The sequence below is a fragment of the Klebsiella sp. M041 genome, from assembly GCF_059759695.1.
In genome coordinates this window covers 33,013-52,065 of sequence record NZ_JCAXWU010000004.1, presented here as the reverse complement: position 1 = coordinate 52,065, position 19,053 = coordinate 33,013, and the positions used below count along the sequence as shown (strand labels likewise).

Here is a 19,053-nt window from a genome sequence, read left to right as displayed (position 1 = left end):
AAAGGCAACCTGAGGCTGCCTTTTTCTTTGACTCTATGACATTACAAAGTTAATATGCGCGCCCTATGCAAAAGGTAAAATTACCCCTGACTCTTGATCCGGTACGCACGGCTCAAAAACGCCTTGATTACGAAGGCATCTATGCCCGCGATCAGGTTGAACGTGTAGCCGATTCTGTAGTCAGCGTGGACAGCGATGTGGAATGCAGCATGTCGTTCGCTATCGATAACCAGCGTCTCGCCGTCATTACAGGCGATGCGAAGGTAACGGTAACCCTCGAATGCCAGCGTTGCGGGAAACCGTTCTCCCATCACGTCCACACCACGTATTGTTTTAGCCCCGTCAGAAATGACGAACAGGCCGAAGCACTACCGGAAGCGTATGAGCCGATTGAGGTTAACGAATTCGGTGAAATCGACCTGCAGGCAATGGTCGAGGATGAAATTATCCTCTCCCTGCCCGTAGTTCCGGTGCATGATTCTGAACACTGTGAAGTGTCCGACGCGGACATGGTCTTTGGCGAACTGCCTGAAGAGGCACAAAAACCAAACCCATTTGCCGTATTAGCCAGCTTAAAGCGTAAGTAATTGAGGAGTAAGGTCCATGGCCGTACAACAGAATAAACCAACCCGTTCCAAACGTGGCATGCGTCGTTCCCATGACGCGCTGACCGCAGTCACCAGCCTGTCTGTAGACAAAACTTCTGGTGAGAAACACCTGCGTCACCACATCACTGCCGACGGTTTCTACCGCGGTCGCAAGGTTATCGCTAAGTAATCACGCGATACTCGCAGGATTTCCCGTTGCAGGCCATGGCGGGCGTGTGCGTACCTGGACACTCGGTTAACCCGGTAACCAGAAGCGTCAATGCCCGGATTGTTGCGTCTGCAGCGTGAAAATTCGCGGGTGCCAGCGTGATGAAGCTTAGTGAGGACTCCCCGGGCAACTGGGGAATCACCGAACCGGGCAGCGACGATACCTTGACACGTCTAACCCTGGCGTTAGATGTCATGGGGGGCGATTTCGGCCCATCCGTGACAGTGCCTGCAGCACTGCAGGCACTGAACTCTAATTCGCAACTCACACTTCTTTTAGTCGGCGATCCCGACGCCATCACGCCATTACTCGCCAAAGCTGACTTCGAACAACGTTCGCGTCTGCAGATTATTCCTGCGCAGTCAGTTATTGCCAGTGATGCGCGACCCGCACAGGCTATCCGCAGCAGTCGCGGAAGCTCAATGCGCGTGGCGCTGGAGCTTGTGAAAGAAGGGCGGGCGGAAGCCTGCGTTAGCGCCGGCAACACCGGCGCGCTGATGGGCCTGGCGAAACTGCTGCTCAAACCGATTGAAGGTATTGAGCGGCCGGCGCTGGTGACGGTTTTGCCGCACCAGCAGAAGGGCAAAACCGTGGTGCTGGATCTCGGCGCCAACGTCGACTGCGACAGCACGATGCTGGTGCAGTTCGCGGTGATGGGCGCGGTACTGGCGGAAGAGGTGGTCGGCATTGCCAATCCACGCGTCGCCTTGCTGAATATCGGCGAAGAAGAGATGAAAGGCCTCAGCAGCATCCGCGATGCTGCCGCAGTGCTCAAAACGCTGCCTTCCCTCAACTACATCGGCTATCTTGAAGCCAATGAACTGTTGACCGGAAAAACCGATGTGCTGGTTTGTGACGGATTCACGGGCAACGTCACATTAAAAACCATGGAAGGTGTTGTCAGAATGTTCCTTTCACTGCTGAAATCTCAGGGAGAGGGCAAAAAACGGTCGTGGTGGCTGCTGTTACTAAAACGTTGGTTACAAAAAAGCCTGGCGAGGCGATTCAGTCACCTCAACCCCGACCAGTATAATGGCGCCTGTCTGTTAGGATTGCGCGGTTCCGTGATCAAGAGTCATGGTGCTGCCAATCAGCGCGCCTTTAGCGTCGCGATAGAGCAGGCAGTGCAGGCGGTGCAGCGGCAAATTCCTCAACGGATCGCCGCGCGCCTGGAATCTTTATACCCAGCTGGTTTCGAGCTGCCGGAAAGCGACAGTGACGTGAACGCCCGACAGCAAAGCGGGACGAATGGACACCACTGACGCCGCGGCGGTTGAACGAGGCGGGTATATTACCCAAGAGTGACTGAGCGTACATGTATACGAAGATTATTGGTACCGGCAGCTATCTGCCCGAGCAAGTGCGTACAAACGCCGACCTGGAAAAAATGGTAGAGACCTCTGACGAGTGGATTGTCACCCGCACAGGTATCCGTGAGCGTCGTATTGCCGCAGCGCATGAAACAGTTGCTACGATGGGCTTTGAAGCCGCAAAGCAGGCGCTGGCGATGGCGGGCGTGTCCGCGGAGCAAATTGGTCTGATCATCGTTGCGACCACCTCCGGCACGCACGCGTTTCCGAGTTCGGCTTGCCAGATTCAGTCTATGCTGGGCGTCAAAGGCTGCCCGGCGTTTGACGTCGCGGCCGCCTGCGCCGGTTTCACCTATGCGCTGAGCGTCGCCGATCAGTATGTGAAAAACGGCGCGGTGGATTATGCGCTGGTCGTTGGCGCTGATGTGCTGGCGCGCACCTGCGATCCGGCCGATCGCGGGACGATTATTATTTTCGGCGATGGCGCCGGCGCGGTGGTGCTGGGCGCCTCCGAAGAGCCTGGCATTATCTCGACGCATCTGCATGCTGACGGTAGCTATGGCGAACTGCTGACCCTGCCGAACGCCGATCGCGTCGAACCGGAAAATCCGATCTATCTGACGATGGCCGGTAATGAAGTCTTCAAAGTGGCGGTCACCGAGTTAGCGCATATCGTTGATGAGACGCTGGCCGCGAATAATCTTGAACGTTCAGCGCTGGACTGGCTGGTGCCGCATCAGGCAAACCTGCGGATCATCAGCGCGACGGCGAAGAAACTGGGCATGTCGATGGATAACGTCGTAGTGACCCTCGACCGCCATGGCAATACCTCCGCGGCGTCAGTCCCTTGCGCGCTGGATGAGGCCGTCCGCGATGGCCGCATTCAACGTGGGCAGCTGATTTTGCTGGAAGCCTTTGGTGGCGGTTTCACCTGGGGTTCCGCGCTGGTTCGTTTTTAGTATAAGGATTTAAACATGACGCAATTTGCTTTTGTGTTCCCGGGACAGGGCTCTCAGGCCGTAGGCATGCTGGCCGATATGGCGGCGACCTGGCCGGTCATTGAAGAGACCTTCGGTGAAGCTTCCGCAGCGTTGGGTTACGATCTGTGGGCGCTGACGCAACAGGGCCCGGCAGAAGAACTGAATAAGACCTGGCAGACCCAGCCGGCGCTGCTGACCGCCTCCGTGGCGCTGTACCGCGTCTGGCAGCAGCAGGGCGGCAAAGCGCCGGCGCTGTTGGCAGGCCACAGCCTTGGCGAATACTCCGCGCTGGTTTGCGCGGGCGTTATCGCTTTCGCTGACGCCGTTCGCCTGGTTGAGCTGCGCGGCAAATTCATGCAGGAAGCCGTACCGGAAGGTACCGGCGCCATGTCAGCGATTATCGGTCTGGACGACGCGGCTATCGCCAAAGCCTGTGAAGACTCGGCCGAAGGGCAGGTCGTCTCTCCGGTGAACTACAATTCCCCGGGACAGGTGGTTATCGCCGGTCACAAAGAGGCCGTCGAACGCGCAGGCGCCGCCTGTAAAGCCGCGGGCGCTAAACGCGCGCTGCCGCTGCCGGTGAGCGTGCCCTCCCACTGTGCGCTGATGAAGCCCGCTGCGGAAAAACTGGCGCTTGAGCTGCAGAACATCACCTTCAACGCGCCGACGATTCCGGTGGTAAATAACGTCGACGTGAAGTGCGAAACCGCGCCGGACGCCATTCGCGATGCGCTGGTACGCCAGCTGTATAGCCCGGTTCAGTGGACCAAAACCGTTGAGTTTATGGCTGCTCAGGGCGTCACGCATCTGTATGAGGTTGGCCCGGGTAAAGTCCTCACCGGCCTGACCAAACGTATTGTTGACACCCTGACCGCTTCCGCGCTTAACGAGCCGGCGGCGATGTCTGCGGCGCTTGAGCAATAAAAGAGGAAAACCATGAGTTTTGAAGGAAAAATCGCGCTGGTTACCGGTGCAAGCCGCGGTATTGGCCGCGCCATCGCTGAAACGCTCGTCGCCCGCGGCGCGAAAGTTATCGGTACTGCGACCAGCGAAAGCGGCGCGCAGGCGATCAGCGACTATTTAGGCGCCAACGGTAAAGGTCTGATGTTGAATGTGACCGACCCGGCATCTATTGAATCTGTTCTGGAAAATGTGCGCGCAGAGTTTGGCGAAGTGGATATCCTGGTGAATAATGCCGGGATCACTCGCGACAACCTGTTAATGCGCATGAAAGATGACGAGTGGAACGATATTATCGAAACCAACCTGTCATCGGTTTTCCGTCTGTCAAAAGCGGTAATGCGCGCTATGATGAAAAAGCGTCATGGACGTATTATCACTATCGGTTCTGTGGTTGGTACCATGGGAAATGCGGGTCAGGCCAACTACGCTGCGGCGAAAGCGGGTCTGATCGGCTTCAGTAAATCACTGGCGCGTGAAGTTGCGTCACGCGGTATTACTGTAAACGTTGTTGCTCCGGGCTTTATTGAAACGGACATGACGCGTGCGCTGACCGATGAGCAGCGTGCGGGTACGCTGGCGGCAGTTCCTGCGGGGCGCCTTGGCACCCCAAATGAAATCGCCAGCGCGGTGGCATTTTTAGCCTCTGACGAAGCAAGTTACATCACTGGTGAAACCCTGCACGTCAACGGCGGAATGTACATGGTCTGACCGAGATTTGTGCAAAACGTTCAGGAACCGCGCACTTCGCACGGTTCTGTGTGCGGTTTTGTGCGAAAAGATTTGCGTTCTTAGGGCAAACGGCCTCAAAATAGCGCAAAATCGTGGTAAGACCTGCCGGGATTTAGTTGCAAATTTTTCAACATTTTATACACTACGAAAACCATCGCGAAAGCGAGTTTTGATAGGAAATTTAAGAGTATGAGCACTATCGAAGAACGCGTTAAGAAAATTATCGGCGAGCAGCTGGGCGTTAAGCAGGAAGAAGTTACCAACAATGCTTCCTTCGTTGAAGACCTGGGCGCTGATTCTCTTGACACCGTTGAGCTGGTAATGGCTCTGGAAGAAGAGTTTGATACTGAGATTCCGGACGAAGAAGCTGAGAAAATCACCACCGTTCAGGCTGCCATTGATTACATCAACGGCCACCAGGCGTAAGTGAACATCTCCAGGCGGTCATTCGACCGCCTGAGTTTTATCTTTTTTTTGTCCCACAAGAATCTATTTTCCCTCCCTGGAGGACAAACGTGTCTAAGCGTCGTGTAGTTGTGACCGGACTGGGCATGTTGTCTCCTGTCGGCAATACCGTAGAGTCTACCTGGAAAGCTCTCCTTGCCGGTCAGAGTGGCATCAGCCTGATCGACCATTTCGATACTAGCGCCTATGCAACGAAATTTGCTGGCTTAGTAAAGGATTTTAACTGTGATGACATCATCTCGCGCAAAGAGCAGCGCAAGATGGATGCCTTCATTCAATATGGAATTGTCGCTGGCGTTCAGGCCATGCAGGATTCTGGCCTTGAAGTGACGGAAGAGAATGCTACCCGTATTGGCGCCGCGATCGGCTCCGGTATTGGCGGCCTCGGCTTGATCGAAGAAAACCACAGTTCGCTGGTCAACGGTGGACCGCGTAAGATCAGCCCATTCTTCGTTCCCTCCACAATTGTTAACATGGTGGCCGGGCATCTGACTATCATGTTTGGTCTGCGTGGACCAAGTATCTCCATCGCGACCGCCTGTACTTCAGGCGTGCACAACATCGGTCAGGCTGCGCGCATCATCGCCTATGGCGATGCCGATGCGATGGTGGCAGGCGGTGCGGAAAAAGCCAGTACCCCGCTTGGCGTGGGCGGCTTTGGCGCAGCGCGGGCGCTCTCCACGCGCAATGACAACCCGCAGGCGGCAAGCCGTCCGTGGGATAAAGATCGCGACGGCTTCGTGCTGGGCGACGGCGCGGGCATGGTGGTGCTGGAAGAGTACGAGCATGCGAAAAAACGCGGCGCGAAAATCTACGCCGAGATCGTCGGCTTCGGCATGAGCAGCGATGCTTACCACATGACGTCACCGCCGGAAGATGGCGCGGGCGCCGCGCTGGCGATGGTGAATGCCATTCGCGATGCGGGCATCGAACCGGGCCAGATCGGCTACGTCAATGCCCACGGCACCTCGACGCCGGCTGGCGATAAAGCGGAAGCGCAGGCGGTTAAGTCTGTCTTCGGCGATGCGGCGAGCCGCGTAATGGTGAGCTCCACCAAATCCATGACCGGGCATCTGCTGGGCGCGGCAGGGGCGGTAGAGTCGATTTACTCTATCCTGGCGCTGCGCGATCAGGCGGTTCCGCCGACGATCAACCTCGACAACCCGGATGAGGGCTGCGACCTCGACTTCGTTCCGCACGAAGCGCGTCAGGTTTCCGGTATGGAGTACACCCTGTGCAACTCCTTCGGCTTCGGCGGCACTAATGGTTCGCTGATCTTCAAAAAAGTGTGACAGGGCTTGCCCCGGTACTGCTTTAACAAAAGGCCCGTTCGTCGGGCCTTTTTTATTCGGCTTTCTCCGCTTGTCCTCTGCTCCGTGTCCTGAGACACTCACCGACCTGTGAAAAGGAGTCCTTTATGTTCTTGATAAATGGCGTTGAACAGGACACGCTGGCGGCGAACGATCGCGCCGTCCAGTTTGGCGACGGTTGTTTTACCACCGCCCGTATACAGCACGGGCAGGTTGCGTTACTGGACGCCCATCTGCAGCGTTTGCAGACGACCTGCGAAAAATTACGCATCCCATTTGACGACTGGCTGACGTTGAGCGACGAGATGCAGCGCCTGGCTCGGCCGCGCGCCCTGGGTGTGCTTAAGGTGGTTCTCACCCGCGGCGTCGGGGGGAGGGGATACAGCACGGCGGGCTGCGCGTCGCCCACCCGCATTCTGAGCGTCTCTTCGCTTCCGGCGCACTACGCGCGCTGGCGGGAGGAGGGCATTACCCTGACCCGGAGCCCGGTGCCCCTGGGGCGCAACCCCTGGCTGGCCGGTCTGAAGCATCTTAATCGTCTGGAGCAGGTGCTGATCCGCTCTCATCTTGAACAGACGGACGCCGATGAGGCGCTGGTCCTTGACAGTGACGGGTGGCTTACGGAATGCTGTGCCGCGAATTTATTCTGGCGTCAGGGACGGGATGTCTTTACTCCGCGACTCGATTATGCCGGGGTCAACGGCATAATGCGGCAGCGTTGTATCGCGCAGCTGGCACCATCGACGTTTCGCGTTGTCGAAGTGACAGCGCGTCCCGAGACGTTGCGGGAGGCCGATGAAGTGCTGATCTGCAATGCGCTTATGCCGCTGGTGCCGGTTCGTCGCTGGGAGGAGACCGTCTGGTCCTCTCGCGAGCTTTACCATTTTTTAGCCCCTTTGTGTGAGCTGTCTGGTTAGTATGAAGAAAATGTTACGTTTTATCCTGTTGCTGGTCGTGCTGTTGGGCATCGCCGCGGCGGCAGGAATGTGGAAGGTACGCCAACTGGCGGACAGCAAGCTGCTGATTAAAGAAGAGACCATCTTTACCCTCGAAGCCGGCACCGGCCGGCTGGCGCTGGGGCAGGATCTCTATCGTGAGAAGGTGATCAATCGTCCGCGCGTGTTCCAGTGGCTGCTGCGGATGGAGCCTGAGCTGTCTCACTTCAAAGCCGGGACCTATCGCTTCACGCCGCAAATGACGGTGCGCGAAATGCTGCAGCTGCTGGCCAGCGGCAAAGAGGCGCAGTTTCCGTTGCGCTTTGTCGAAGGCATGCGCGTCAGCGACTACCTTCGTCAGCTGCGCGATGCCCCCTACGTGAAGCACACGCTTGAAGACGATAGCTACGCGACGGTGGCTAAGGCTTTAGGTCTTGACCACGCCGACTGGGTGGAAGGTTGGTTCTGGCCGGATACCTGGATGTACACCGCCAATACCAGCGACATCGCCATCCTCAAGCGCGCGCATCAGAAAATGGTCACCGAAGTGGCGAAGGTCTGGGAAGGACGGATGGATAATCTGCCCTATGACGATCAGAATCAGCTGTTGACCATGGCCTCGATTATTGAGAAAGAGACCGCGGTGGCGGAAGAGCGCGATCGCGTCGCGTCGGTGTTTATCAACCGCCTGCGCATCGGCATGCGTTTACAGACCGATCCAACGGTGATCTACGGGATGGGCGAAGGGTATAATGGTAAGTTAACGCGTAAGGATCTGGAGACGCCGACCGCGTACAATACCTATACCATCAGCGGCCTGCCGCCAGGCCCTATTGCGGTGCCGGGCGAAGCGTCGCTGAAGGCGGCCGCCCATCCGGCGAAAACGCCATACCTCTATTTTGTCGCCGACGGGAAAGGGGGCCATACGTTTACCACAAACCTGGTCAGCCATAACCGCGCGGTGCAGGACTATCTGAAAGTACTTAAGGAAAAAAATGCGCAGTAACTATATCGTCATCGAGGGGCTGGAGGGCGCCGGGAAGACCACCGCACGTCAACTGGTGGTGGAGACGCTGCAGTCGGCAGGTATTCACGATATGGTGTTTACCCGTGAGCCGGGGGGCACAATCCTTGCCGAAAAACTGCGTAGCCTGGTGCTGGATATCCAGTCTACGGGCGATGAAGTGATTAACGATAAAGCGGAAGTGCTGATGTTTTACGCGGCGCGCGTCCAGCTGGTGGAGACCGTGATTAAGCCTGCTCTGGCTCGCGGCCAGTGGGTGATCGGCGATCGTCACGATCTCTCCACTCAGGCCTATCAGGGCGGCGGCAGGGGGATTGACCGCACGATGCTGGCGACGCTGCGTGATGCCGTTCTCGGCGATTTTCGACCTAATTTGACGCTGTACCTCGACGTCACGCCGGAAGTGGGGCTGCGGCGCGCCCGCGCCCGCGGCGAACTGGATCGCATTGAGCAGGAGTCCATGAACTTCTTCAATCGTACCCGTGCGCGCTACCTTGAGCTGGCCGCGGCGGATCCTTCTATCCGCACGGTGGACGCGACGCAGCCGCTGGATGCCGTCGCGCGCGATATTCGCGCCACGATCGTCCAGTGGATGGCGGAGCAACCGGCATGAAATGGTATCCGTGGCTGCGCCCCTCGTTCGAGCAACTGGTCGGTAGCTATCAGGCCGGACGAGGCCACCACGCCTTACTGTTACAATCCCTGAGCGGGATGGGCGGCGAGGCGTTGATGTATGCGCTGTGCCGCTTCCTGATGTGCCGCCAGCCCGAAGGGCATAAAAGCTGCGGTCACTGCCACAGTTGCCAGCTGATGCAGGCCGGTACGCACCCTGATTACTACCCGCTGAGCCCCGAGAAAGGCAAGAGCGCGCTGGGTATTGACGCGGTGCGCGATGTCAACGACAAGCTCTATGAGCGCGCGCGCCTCGGTGGGGCGAAGGTGGTATGGATTAGCGATGCCGCCTTGCTGACCGATGCCGCCGCCAACGCATTGCTGAAAACGCTGGAGGAGCCGCCGGAAAATACCTGGTTCTTCCTCGCCTGCGAGGAGCCGGCGCGTCTGCTGACCACTCTGCGCAGTCGCTGCCGCCTGCACCACCTGTCGCCGCCGACGGAATCTTATGCCCTGGCCTGGCTGGAGCGTGAGGTGAACCTGCCGCAGGAGGCGCTGCTGACCGCGTTACGTCTGTGCGCCAGCGCGCCGGCCGCCGCGCTTGAGCTGCTTAAGGAGCCGCAGTGGACGGCGCGACAGCAGCTGTGTCAGGCGCTGGCGACCACGCTGGCGAGCGGTGACTGGCTGGCGCTGCTGCCGATACTCAATCATGAACAGGCGGCGGTTCGCCTGCACTGGCTGGCATCGCTGCTGGTCGATGCGCAAAAACGACAGCAGGGAATTGCCCTGGTGAGTAATCCGGATGTCTGGCCGCTGCTGGAGCAGCTGGCGCATAGTCTGCCCACCTCCAGGCTGCAGGCGATTGCCCATGATGTCTGTACCTGCCGCGAGCAATTGCTGAACGTCGTCGGCGTCAACCGCGAACTGCTGCTCACCGAGCGCCTGCTGCGCTGGGAACATTACCTGCAACCCGGGACGGTTTTACCCGTCTCCCACCTCTGAGTGAGACATTATGTTTTTAGTCGACTCCCACTGCCATCTTGATGGTCTGGATTATCAAACTCTGCACAAAAACGTCGATGACGTGCTGGCAAAAGCGGCCGCGCGCGATGTGAAATTTTGCCTGGCGGTCGCCACGACGCTGCCTGGCTACCGCAGTATGCGCGAGCTGGTAGGGAGGCGTGACAATGTCGTTTTCTCCTGTGGCGTGCACCCGTTAAACCAGGACGAGCCCTACGAGGTGGAGACGCTGCGCACGCTGGCGGCGGAAGAGGGCGTCGTCGCGATGGGAGAGACCGGGCTGGATTATTTTTATACCCCGGAAACCAAAGCCCAGCAGCAAATCTCATTCCGTGACCATATCCGCATCGGCCGGGAGCTGAATAAGCCCGTGATCGTGCATACCCGTGACGCTCGCGCCGATACCCTGGCCATTTTACGTGAAGAAAAGGTGACGGATTGCGGAGGCGTACTACACTGTTTCACTGAGGACAGGGAGACGGCGGGTAAGCTGCTCGACATGGGGTTCTATATCTCGTTTTCCGGTATCGTCACTTTCCGTAACGCCGAGCAACTGCGCGATGCGGCGCGCTATGTTCCGCTGGATCGTCTGCTGGTGGAGACCGATTCGCCGTACCTGGCGCCGGTACCCCATCGCGGCAAAGAGAACCAGCCGGCGATGGTTCGTGACGTTGCTGAATACATGGCGGTACTGAAGGGTGTGTCGCTGGAGCAACTGGCTCAGCAGACCACCGACAATTTTGCCACGCTGTTCCACATTGACCCCGCCCGCTTGCAACCTGCTTGATCTGCTTATTATTTTAAGGCTCGTAATTAATAGCCAAAGCGAGTAAAGTTCACCGCCACAAAAGTGGCGGTGAAGGTTTTTTGGCAACATCTGGATACAACTTATGTAAGCTGATGTAAATTTTTACCGGAAGGCTGATTGAAACGTGATAGCCGTCAAACAATCATCCCGTTAATTATTTTACTCTGTGTAATAAATAAAGGGCGCTTAGATGTCCTGTCCACGGCGCGGTTCTCCCCCCGGGCCAATGCGTGAAAACGTAAAAAAGTACCAAATACTCAGGAGCACTCTCAATTATGTTTAAGAATGCATTTGCTAACCTGCAGAAGGTCGGTAAATCGCTGATGCTGCCGGTATCCGTACTGCCTATCGCAGGTATCCTGCTGGGCGTCGGTTCCGCAAACTTCAGCTGGCTGCCAGCCGTGGTCTCCCACGTTATGGCAGAAGCAGGCGGTTCTGTTTTCGCCAACATGCCGCTGATCTTCGCTATCGGTGTGGCCCTCGGCTTCACCAATAACGACGGTGTATCCGCACTGGCTGCAGTCGTAGCTTACGGCATCATGGTGAAAACCATGGCGGTGGTTGCGCCGCTGGTGCTGCATTTACCTGCTGACGAGATTGCGGCAAAACACCTGGCTGATACCGGCGTGCTTGGCGGTATTATCTCCGGTGCTATCGCCGCGTACATGTTCAACCGCTTCTATCGCATCAAGCTGCCAGAATATCTCGGCTTCTTTGCGGGCAAGCGCTTTGTACCGATTATCTCTGGTCTGGCCGCTATTTTCACCGGCGTGATCCTCTCCTTCATTTGGCCGCCGATCGGTTCCGCGATCCAGACCTTCTCCCAGTGGGCTGCTTATCAGAACCCGGTGGTGGCGTTTGGTATCTACGGTTTCATCGAGCGTTGCCTGGTGCCGTTTGGTCTGCACCACATCTGGAACGTTCCTTTCCAGATGCAGATCGGCGAATACACCAACGCGGCGGGTCAGGTATTCCACGGCGATATCCCGCGCTACATGGCAGGCGACCCGACTGCGGGCAAACTGTCTGGCGGCTTCCTGTTCAAAATGTACGGTCTGCCGGCAGCGGCTATCGCGATTTGGCACTCTGCTAAACCGGAAAACCGCGCCAAAGTGGGCGGTATCATGATCTCCGCCGCGCTGACCTCGTTCCTGACCGGTATCACCGAGCCGATCGAGTTCTCGTTCATGTTCGTGGCGCCGATCCTGTACGTTATCCATGCCATCCTGGCGGGTCTGGCGTTCCCGATCTGTATCCTGCTGGGTATGCGTGACGGTACCTCGTTCTCTCACGGCCTGATCGACTTTATCGTGCTGTCCGGTAACAGCAGCAAGCTGTGGCTGTTCCCGATCGTCGGTATCTGCTATGCGATCGTGTACTACGTCATTTTCCGCGTGCTGATTAAAGCCCTGGATCTGAAAACCCCGGGTCGTGAAGATACCACCGAAGAGAGCAAAGCTGGCGCAACCAGCGAGATGGCTCCGGCTCTGGTCGCCGCTTTCGGCGGTAAAGAGAACATCACCAACCTCGACGCATGTATTACTCGTCTGCGTGTTAGCGTGGCGGATGTAGCGAAAGTTGACCAGGCTGGCCTGAAAAAACTGGGCGCCGCTGGCGTGGTAGTGGCAGGTTCTGGCGTACAGGCCATCTTCGGTACCAAGTCCGATAACCTGAAAACTGAAATGGATGAGTACATCCGTAACAGTTAAGACGTAGTATCGGGGAGACTAAGGCAGCCAACTGGCTGCCTTTTTTACGTGACCAGATCGGCCTTCCAGAGGCGATAACCCCGCAAACTGTCCGCCAAATGCTTATTCCCTCAGCAGCTAAGTCTATAGTTGAATAAGAAAAAGAGCTTTCAGGTTGAAAGAGAGGGAGGATGTCGCTCATACTCTTACCGGAACCTGTGCGTCCGCGTTTATCTGCAGAAGCAGGCCAGCGTACGGGATAAAACTAATAAGGAATCAGTCATGGCAGAAGAAACGATTTTCAGCAAAATCATTCGCCGGGAGATCCCGTCGGATATGGTTTATCAGGATGAGCTTGTGACCGCTTTTCGCGACATCTCCCCGCAGGCGCCCACCCACATTCTGATTGTCCCGAACGTTCTGATTCCTACCGTAAATGACGTTACCACTGAACATGAACTGGCCCTGGGCCGGATGATGACCGTCGCGGCGAAGATTGCCCGCGATGAAGGCCTCGCCGACGATGGCTACCGGTTAATCGTCAACTGCAACCGTCACGGCGGCCAGGAAGTTTACCATATCCATATGCATCTGCTGGGCGGTCGTCCGCTGGGTCCGATGCTGGCGCACAAAGGCTAACGTCATGCTCAGGACCCTTTTGGGCGCGTGTCTGGCGGCGGGGCTGCTGGCCGGATGTAGTTCACATCCGGAGATCCCGGTTTCTGACCAGCAGGCGCTGGTGATGGAGTCGAGCGTGCTGGCCGCCGGGATCAGCGCCAGCGAGCCTGTCGTCGTGGCGACGGAGATCCAGGCCACCGCCTCCTCTACGCTGTATAACGAGCGCCAACAGCCGGTCACCGTGCATTATCGTTTTTTCTGGTATGACGCCCGAGGGCTGGAGATGCACCCTCTGGAGGCGCCGCGCACCATCGTGGTTCCGGCTCGCTCCTCGGTGACGTTGTATGGCAGCGCCAATATCCTGGGGGCGCATAAGGCCCGCCTTTATCTTTATCTGTAAGGGGTAATTATAATGATGAAAATGTGTCGCTATGCGTTAATCACAGCACTGGCGATATTCCTCGCAGGCTGTGCGGGGCTGCGTGAGCAGCCCGCGCCGGTAGAAGAGGCCAAACCGCAGCCGCAGCAGCCTGCGCAGCCGCAGCCCACGGTGCCGACGGTACCGGCGGTGCCATCCGTCCCGTCACAGCCAGGACCGATTGAGCATCAGGATCAGCAGTCGGGTCAGCCGGCGCCGCGCGTGCGTCATTATGACTGGAACGGCGCGGTGCAGCCGATGGTGGGACAGATGCTGCAGGCGGGCGGGGTCAATGCCGGCAGTATTCTGCTGGTTGACAGCGTGAACAACCGCACCAACGGTTCGCTGAATGCCGGAGAAGCTACCACCGCGTTACGCAACGCGCTGGCGGGCAACGGCAAATTTACCCTTGTTTCACCGCAGCAGCTGGCGGTCGCCAAGCAGCAACTGGGCCTGTCGCCGCAGGACAGCCTCGGCAGCCGCAGCAAAGCCATGGGCATCGCCCGCAACGTGGGCGCGCAGTATGTGCTTTACTCCAATGCCACCGGCAACGTCAACGCGCCTGAGCTGAAGATGCAGTTGATGCTGGTGCAAACCGGCGAGATTATCTGGTCAGGTAAAGGTGCTGTTCAGCAACAATAAGCTAACGCGCGACGAGCTCTTGTCGCGCTTCTTTCCCCACTATCATCCTGTCGCCTCGCTGAGCCAGACCGGCCTCAGCGGCGGCAGTGTGATTATCAGCGACGGCGACCGGCGACGAGTGCTGCGTCAGCCGCACGACCCGTCTGCCGCTGCCTGTTATTTTCGCCGTCAGTATCGCGCGCTGCGCCGGCTGCCTGCCAGGCTGGCGCCCAACCCCCTGTTTTACTCGCCGTGCTGGATGGTGGTGGAGTATTGCGCGGGTGAGGTGAAAAGCGAGTTACCTGACTGCCCGCAGCTGTCTGGCTTATTGTATGATTTGCATCAGCAACCGCGGTTCGGCTGGCGTGTGAGTCTCGGGCCGCTGCTGGCGCAGTACTGGCAGAGGAGCGATCCGGCCCGGCGCACGCCGCGCTGGTTACGCTGGCATCAGCGGCTGTGCCGCCGGGGCGAGCCTCGTCCTCTGCGCCTGGCGCCGCTGCATATGGACGTCCATGCCGGCAATATTATCCACAGCGACGCCGGTTTGAAGCTGATCGACTGGGAATATGCCGGCGATGGCGATATCGCGCTGGAGCTGGCCGCCGTATGGATCGCCCCGGGCGAGCGCCGCCAGCTGGTGATGGCGTATGCCCGGCGGGCGGCCATCGACCCGCAGCAGCTATGGCGGCAGGTGGCGCGCTGGCGTCCGTGGGTACTGCTGCTGATGGCGGGCTGGTATGAAATGCGCTGGCGGCAGAGTGGGGATCGGCAATTTATCACGCTGGCAGATGAAACATGGTGTCAGCTAGACAACGAACGCAAAGGATAAGAGAGGTCAGTGTGGGCCCAGTGATGTTGGATGTTGAAGGGTATGAACTGGATGCGGAAGAGCGAGAGATTCTGGCGCATCCGCTGGTGGGAGGGTTGATCCTCTTCACCCGAAATTATCACGATCCGGCGCAGCTGCGGGAGCTGGTGCGCCAGATCCGCGAAGCTTCCCGTAACCATCTGGTGGTGGCGGTCGATCAGGAAGGGGGACGCGTTCAGCGTTTCCGCGAAGGCTTTACCCGTTTACCGGCGGCCCAGTCTTTCGCCGCGCTGCTGGGGATGGAAGAGGGGGGCAAACTGGCCGCCGAGGCCGGCTGGCTGATGGCCAGCGAAATGATCGCCATGGACATTGATATTAGCTTTGCGCCAGTGCTGGACGTCGGCCATATCAGCGCCGCGATCGGCGAACGTTCTTATCATGAAGATCCGCAGAAAGCGCTGACGATGGCGCGTCACTTCATTGACGGCATGCACGCTGCGGGCATGAAAACCACCGGCAAACACTTCCCGGGACACGGGGCGGTGACTGCCGATTCGCATAAAGAAACCCCGTTCGATCCGCGTCCGGCATCGATTATCCGCGACCACGATATGGCGATATTCAAAAGCCTTATCGCCGAGCAGCGTCTGGATGCCATTATGCCGGCGCATGTGATTTATCCGGAGCTCGATCCGCGCCCGGCCAGCGGTTCAGCGTACTGGTTGAAGACGGTGCTGCGCGGCGAGCTGGGCTTCGACGGGGTGATTTTCTCCGACGATCTGTCGATGGAAGGGGCGGCGATCATGGGCAGCTATGCCGAACGCGGCCAGGCATCGCTCGACGCCGGTTGCGATATGATACTGGTCTGCAATAATCGTAAGGGCGCGGTCAGTGTGCTGGATAACCTGTCGCCGATCAAAGCAGAGCGTGTTACGAAATTGTATCATAAAGGTTCCTTTTCCCGTCAGGAGTTAAGGGATTCAGCCCGTTGGAAAACGGTGAGTGCCCAGCTGGAGCAGCTTCATGCGCGCTGGCAAGAGGCGAAGTCCGCGTAACGCTCTGCGGGGCGTTGTTGTCTGGTGAGGATGCGATGATTATCTATTTACACGGTTTTGACTCGAACAGCCCCGGTAACCACGAGAAGGTGATGCAGTTGCAGTTTATTGACCCTGACGTGCGGTTGATAAGCTACAGCACGCGCCACCCCAAGCACGACATGCAGCATTTGCTGAAAGAGGTCGATAAAATGCTGCAGCTTACCGCCGATGACCGGCCGCTGATCTGCGGCGTTGGACTCGGCGGTTACTGGGCTGAGCGGATTGGTTTCCTGTGCGATATTCGTCAGGCGGTGTTCAATCCGAACCTGTTTCCGCATGAGAATATGGAAGGCAAAATCGACCGACCGGAAGAGTATGCTGACATCGCCACCAAGTGCGTGACCAACTTTCGCGAGAAGAACCGCGATCGCTGCCTGGTGGTGCTTTCCCGGCAGGACGAAGCGCTGGACAGCCAGCGTTCCGCCGACCTTCTGCACCACTATTATGAAATTATCTGGGATGAAGAGCAGACCCATAAGTTTAAAAACATCTCGCCGCACCTGCAGCGGCTGAAAGCGTTTAAAACCCTCGGTTAAGCCTTTTCCCCTGTCTCCAAACCCGCGCCGGGTTCACCGCGCGGGTTTTTTCATGTCTACACTTATTGGTTTCGCTGAAAAAATACGCGACAAAACTTGATGCACATCAATTTTGGTATGACCAATGCACCGTTCATGGTATTCTCGACAGTGCTGAATGGTTTCATTGACGTAACTTGTTGTTAAATAAAGGCTATTTTAATAACTTTTATTTAACAATTGGTTAATAATTTTAGGGGTACACATGACTACGCCATTGAAAAAAATCGTAATTGTGGGTGGCGGCGCAGGCGGACTGGAACTGGCAACTCAGCTGGGGAAAAAGTTAGGGCGCCATAAGAAAGCGAAAATCACCCTGGTGGACCGTAACCACAGCCATCTGTGGAAGCCGCTGCTGCACGAAGTGGCCACCGGTTCTCTGGATGAAGGCGTTGATGCGCTGAGCTATCTGGCCCATGCCCGCAATCACGGTTTCCAGTTCCAGCTGGGGTCGGTGGTCGATATCAATCGCGAAGGGAAGACCATCACCCTCGGCGAACTGCGCAATGAAAAAGGCGAGCTGCTGGTGGCTGAGCGTAAACTGCCGTACGACACGCTGGTGATGGCGCTGGGCAGTACCTCGAATGACTTCAACACCCCTGGGGTGAAAGAGAACTGCATTTTCCTCGACAACCCGCATCAGGCGCGTCGTTTCCATCAGGAGATGCTCAACCTGTTCCTTAAGTACTCCGCGAACCTTGGCGCTAACGGTAAAGTGAACATTGCCATCGTCGGCGGCGGCGCCACCGGCGTGGAACTCTCCGCTGAGTTGCATAATGCCGTGAAACAGCTGCACAGCTACGGTTACAAAGGGCTGACCAACGAAGCGCTGAACGTCACGCTGGTCGAAGCGGGCGAACGCATTCTGCCTGCGCTGCCGCCGCGCATTTCCGGCGCGGCGCACAATGAGCTGACCAAACTGGGCGTACGGGTGCTGACGCAGACCATGGTCACCAGCGCCGATGCGGGCGGCCTGCACACCAAAGATGGCGAATATATTGAAGCGGATCTGATGGTCTGGGCGGCCGGGATCAAAGCGCCAGATTTCATGAAAGAGATCGGCGGCCTGGAAACCAACCGTATCAATCAGCTGGTGGTTGAGCCGACGCTGCAGACCACCCGCGACGCGGATATTTTCGCCATCGGCGACTGCGCCTCCTGCGCCCGTCCGGAAGGCGGGTTTGTGCCACCGCGTGCTCAGGCGGCGCACCAGATGGCCACCTGCGCGCTGAATAACATCCTCGCGCAGATGAAAGGCAAACCGCTGAAGGCGTATACCTATAAAGACCATGGCTCGCTGGTGTCGCTGTCCAATTATTCCACCGTCGGCAGCCTGATGGGCAACCTGATGCGCGGCTCGATGATGGTGGAAGGGCGCATTGCGCGCTTCGTGTACATCTCCCTGTACCGTATGCACCAGATCGCCCTGCACGGCTATTTCAAAACCGGCCTGATGATGCTGGTTGGCCGCATCAACCGCATCATTCGCCCGCGTCTCAAGCTGCACTAATCGCTATCGCGACCCGGAGCGCGCCCTGGCGGCGCCTCCGGGCTCTTCTGCTGAACCGGCGGGGATCCCGCTCGGAATCCTCTGAATCCCTTTGATTTGCAGCGAATTCTCGCACTTTTCATCCGCTATCTGATTTGCGCCTTGCCGGGTCCGGTTGCAAAATTGTATCAACAGCAACAAAGGAGGATCTCCCGTGAATAAATCTATGTTGGCGGGTATAGGGATAGGCGTGGCTGCCGCGCTGGGCGTTGCAGCTGTCGCTGGTCTCAACGTGTTAGATCGCGGCCCGCAGTATGCGCAAGTGGTCTCCAGTACACCGATTAAAGAAACCGTGAAAACGCCGCGCCAGGAATGCCGCAATGTCACCGTGACCCATCGTCGTCCGGTACAGGATGAAAACCGCATCGCCGGTTCCGTGCTGGGCGCGGTGGCGGGCGGGGTGATTGGCCACCAGTTCGGCGGCGGTCACGGACGCAGCGTGGCGACGGTGGTGGGCGCGCTGGGCGGCGGCTATGCCGGTAACCAGATCCAGGGCGCGATGCAGGATAATGACACCTACACCACCACGCAGCAGCGCTGCAAAACGGTGTATGACAAATCCGACAAAATGCTGGGCTACGATGTGACCTATAAGATAGGCGATCAGCAGGGGAAAATCCGTATGGATCACGATCCTGGCAGCCAGATCCCGCTGGACAACAACGGCCAGCTGGTCCTGAACAACAAAATCTAAAAACAGATTTGTG

Annotated in this window: 22 protein-coding genes; all 22 read left to right on the top strand. The window is 57.7% G+C overall.

Annotated elements, in window-relative coordinates:
- Positions 1-65: 65 nt before the first annotated feature.
- The 22 genes from yceD to AC6CWS_RS05745 all read left to right on the top strand — a co-directional run bounded on the left by yceD (position 66) and on the right by AC6CWS_RS05745 (position 19,040).
- Positions 66-587: a 23S rRNA accumulation protein YceD gene (yceD, locus tag AC6CWS_RS05850; RefSeq protein ID WP_017900733.1), complete on the top strand. Its 522-nt coding sequence runs from the start codon at positions 66-68 to the stop codon at positions 585-587.
- Between the two features lie 16 nt (positions 588-603).
- Positions 604-777, top strand: a complete 174-nt coding sequence (gene rpmF / locus AC6CWS_RS05845; protein WP_000290724.1) for a 50S ribosomal protein L32 — start codon at positions 604-606, stop codon at positions 775-777.
- 203 nt (positions 778-980) lie between these two features.
- The gene (gene plsX, locus AC6CWS_RS05840) at positions 981-2,078 is read left to right on the top strand and encodes a phosphate acyltransferase PlsX (RefSeq protein WP_201785712.1); all 1,098 of its coding nucleotides are present in this window, start codon (positions 981-983) and stop codon (positions 2,076-2,078) included.
- 53 nt (positions 2,079-2,131) lie between these two features.
- Positions 2,132-3,085 carry a beta-ketoacyl-ACP synthase III gene (locus AC6CWS_RS05835; RefSeq protein ID WP_065881744.1) on the top strand — a complete coding sequence of 318 codons (954 nt, stop codon included), beginning with the start codon at positions 2,132-2,134 and terminating at the stop codon, positions 3,083-3,085.
- A gap of 15 nt (positions 3,086-3,100) precedes the next feature.
- Positions 3,101-4,030: an ACP S-malonyltransferase gene (fabD, locus tag AC6CWS_RS05830; protein ID WP_048334680.1), complete on the top strand. Its 930-nt coding sequence runs from the start codon at positions 3,101-3,103 to the stop codon at positions 4,028-4,030.
- Between the two features lie 12 nt (positions 4,031-4,042).
- Positions 4,043-4,777, top strand: coding sequence for a 3-oxoacyl-ACP reductase FabG (gene fabG / locus AC6CWS_RS05825; protein ID WP_002899294.1), 735 nt, complete (start codon positions 4,043-4,045; stop codon positions 4,775-4,777).
- A 210-nt stretch (positions 4,778-4,987) separates the two neighbouring features.
- Positions 4,988-5,224: an acyl carrier protein gene (gene acpP, locus AC6CWS_RS05820; RefSeq protein ID WP_000103754.1), complete on the top strand. Its 237-nt coding sequence runs from the start codon at positions 4,988-4,990 to the stop codon at positions 5,222-5,224.
- Between the two features lie 89 nt (positions 5,225-5,313).
- Positions 5,314-6,555, top strand: coding sequence for a beta-ketoacyl-ACP synthase II (gene fabF, locus AC6CWS_RS05815; RefSeq protein ID WP_012542241.1), 1,242 nt, complete (start codon positions 5,314-5,316; stop codon positions 6,553-6,555).
- A gap of 125 nt (positions 6,556-6,680) precedes the next feature.
- Entirely contained in the window at positions 6,681-7,490 is an 810-nt protein-coding gene (gene pabC, locus AC6CWS_RS05810) for an aminodeoxychorismate lyase (protein WP_065881741.1), read from the top strand.
- A gap of 1 nt (position 7,491) precedes the next feature.
- Positions 7,492-8,514 (top strand): cell division protein YceG, encoded by a 1,023-nt coding sequence (gene yceG, locus AC6CWS_RS05805; protein ID WP_023289140.1) that lies wholly within the window; start codon positions 7,492-7,494, stop codon positions 8,512-8,514.
- Positions 8,504-9,145, top strand: coding sequence for a dTMP kinase (tmk, locus tag AC6CWS_RS05800; protein ID WP_023289141.1), 642 nt, complete (start codon positions 8,504-8,506; stop codon positions 9,143-9,145). The genes yceG and tmk overlap by 11 nt, the downstream gene beginning before the upstream one ends.
- A complete protein-coding gene (gene holB / locus AC6CWS_RS05795) occupies positions 9,142-10,146 on the top strand; it encodes a DNA polymerase III subunit delta' (protein ID WP_080901296.1) in 1,005 nt (334 codons plus the stop codon). Before tmk ends, holB begins: the two co-directional genes overlap by 4 nt.
- A 10-nt stretch (positions 10,147-10,156) precedes the next feature.
- The gene (locus AC6CWS_RS05790; RefSeq protein WP_065881737.1) at positions 10,157-10,951 is read left to right on the top strand and encodes a metal-dependent hydrolase; all 795 of its coding nucleotides are present in this window, start codon (positions 10,157-10,159) and stop codon (positions 10,949-10,951) included.
- A gap of 296 nt (positions 10,952-11,247) precedes the next feature.
- Positions 11,248-12,681, top strand: a complete 1,434-nt coding sequence (gene ptsG, locus AC6CWS_RS05785) for a PTS glucose transporter subunit IIBC (protein WP_002900680.1) — start codon at positions 11,248-11,250, stop codon at positions 12,679-12,681.
- Positions 12,682-12,942: 261 nt separating this feature from the next.
- Positions 12,943-13,299 carry a purine nucleoside phosphoramidase gene (gene hinT, locus AC6CWS_RS05780; protein WP_032452442.1) on the top strand — a complete coding sequence of 119 codons (357 nt, stop codon included), beginning with the start codon at positions 12,943-12,945 and terminating at the stop codon, positions 13,297-13,299.
- A gap of 4 nt (positions 13,300-13,303) precedes the next feature.
- Positions 13,304-13,678: a YcfL family putative periplasmic lipoprotein gene (locus AC6CWS_RS05775; protein WP_004204572.1), complete on the top strand. Its 375-nt coding sequence runs from the start codon at positions 13,304-13,306 to the stop codon at positions 13,676-13,678.
- Positions 13,679-13,699: 21 nt separating this feature from the next.
- A complete protein-coding gene (gene lpoB, locus AC6CWS_RS05770) occupies positions 13,700-14,338 on the top strand; it encodes a penicillin-binding protein activator LpoB (protein ID WP_072096711.1) in 639 nt (212 codons plus the stop codon).
- Complete coding sequence (gene thiK, locus AC6CWS_RS05765; protein WP_065881735.1) at positions 14,319-15,146, top strand: thiamine kinase; 828 nt, start codon at positions 14,319-14,321, stop codon at positions 15,144-15,146. Before lpoB ends, thiK begins: the two co-directional genes overlap by 20 nt.
- Positions 15,147-15,169: 23 nt before the next feature.
- On the top strand, positions 15,170-16,180 hold the full coding sequence (nagZ, locus tag AC6CWS_RS05760) for a beta-N-acetylhexosaminidase (RefSeq protein WP_074442574.1): 1,011 nt from the start codon (positions 15,170-15,172) through the stop codon (positions 16,178-16,180).
- A gap of 35 nt (positions 16,181-16,215) precedes the next feature.
- Positions 16,216-16,758 (top strand): alpha/beta hydrolase YcfP, encoded by a 543-nt coding sequence (gene ycfP / locus AC6CWS_RS05755; protein ID WP_002900775.1) that lies wholly within the window; start codon positions 16,216-16,218, stop codon positions 16,756-16,758.
- Positions 16,759-17,002: 244 nt separating this feature from the next.
- Positions 17,003-18,307 (top strand): NAD(P)/FAD-dependent oxidoreductase, encoded by a 1,305-nt coding sequence (locus AC6CWS_RS05750; protein ID WP_008805997.1) that lies wholly within the window; start codon positions 17,003-17,005, stop codon positions 18,305-18,307.
- 193 nt (positions 18,308-18,500) lie between these two features.
- Complete coding sequence (locus AC6CWS_RS05745; RefSeq protein WP_002900781.1) at positions 18,501-19,040, top strand: glycine zipper 2TM domain-containing protein; 540 nt, start codon at positions 18,501-18,503, stop codon at positions 19,038-19,040.
- Positions 19,041-19,053 lie beyond the last annotated feature (13 nt).

Excerpts from the sequence above, each read along its gene's own strand:
- ptsG (WP_002900680.1), top strand. The coding sequence starts at position 11,248 with ATGTTTAAGAATGCATTTGCTAACCTGCAGAAGGTCGGTAAATCGCTG.
- AC6CWS_RS05790 (WP_065881737.1), top strand. The coding sequence starts at position 10,157 with ATGTTTTTAGTCGACTCCCACTGCCATCTTGATGGTCTGGATTATCAA.
- hinT (WP_032452442.1), top strand. The coding sequence starts at position 12,943 with ATGGCAGAAGAAACGATTTTCAGCAAAATCATTCGCCGGGAGATCCCG.
- lpoB (WP_072096711.1), top strand. The coding sequence starts at position 13,700 with ATGTGTCGCTATGCGTTAATCACAGCACTGGCGATATTCCTCGCAGGC.
- ycfP (WP_002900775.1), top strand. The coding sequence starts at position 16,216 with ATGATTATCTATTTACACGGTTTTGACTCGAACAGCCCCGGTAACCAC.
- rpmF (WP_000290724.1), top strand. The coding sequence starts at position 604 with ATGGCCGTACAACAGAATAAACCAACCCGTTCCAAACGTGGCATGCGT.
- tmk (WP_023289141.1), top strand. The coding sequence starts at position 8,504 with ATGCGCAGTAACTATATCGTCATCGAGGGGCTGGAGGGCGCCGGGAAG.
- yceD (WP_017900733.1), top strand. The coding sequence starts at position 66 with ATGCAAAAGGTAAAATTACCCCTGACTCTTGATCCGGTACGCACGGCT.
- acpP (WP_000103754.1), top strand. The coding sequence starts at position 4,988 with ATGAGCACTATCGAAGAACGCGTTAAGAAAATTATCGGCGAGCAGCTG.
- holB (WP_080901296.1), top strand. The coding sequence starts at position 9,142 with ATGAAATGGTATCCGTGGCTGCGCCCCTCGTTCGAGCAACTGGTCGGT.
- AC6CWS_RS05750 (WP_008805997.1), top strand. The coding sequence starts at position 17,003 with ATGACTACGCCATTGAAAAAAATCGTAATTGTGGGTGGCGGCGCAGGC.
- pabC (WP_065881741.1), top strand. The coding sequence starts at position 6,681 with ATGTTCTTGATAAATGGCGTTGAACAGGACACGCTGGCGGCGAACGAT.
- fabG (WP_002899294.1), top strand. The coding sequence starts at position 4,043 with ATGAGTTTTGAAGGAAAAATCGCGCTGGTTACCGGTGCAAGCCGCGGT.
- AC6CWS_RS05835 (WP_065881744.1), top strand. The coding sequence starts at position 2,132 with ATGTATACGAAGATTATTGGTACCGGCAGCTATCTGCCCGAGCAAGTG.
- nagZ (WP_074442574.1), top strand. The coding sequence starts at position 15,170 with ATGTTGGATGTTGAAGGGTATGAACTGGATGCGGAAGAGCGAGAGATT.
- yceG (WP_023289140.1), top strand. The coding sequence starts at position 7,492 with ATGAAGAAAATGTTACGTTTTATCCTGTTGCTGGTCGTGCTGTTGGGC.
- fabD (WP_048334680.1), top strand. The coding sequence starts at position 3,101 with ATGACGCAATTTGCTTTTGTGTTCCCGGGACAGGGCTCTCAGGCCGTA.
- AC6CWS_RS05775 (WP_004204572.1), top strand. The coding sequence starts at position 13,304 with ATGCTCAGGACCCTTTTGGGCGCGTGTCTGGCGGCGGGGCTGCTGGCC.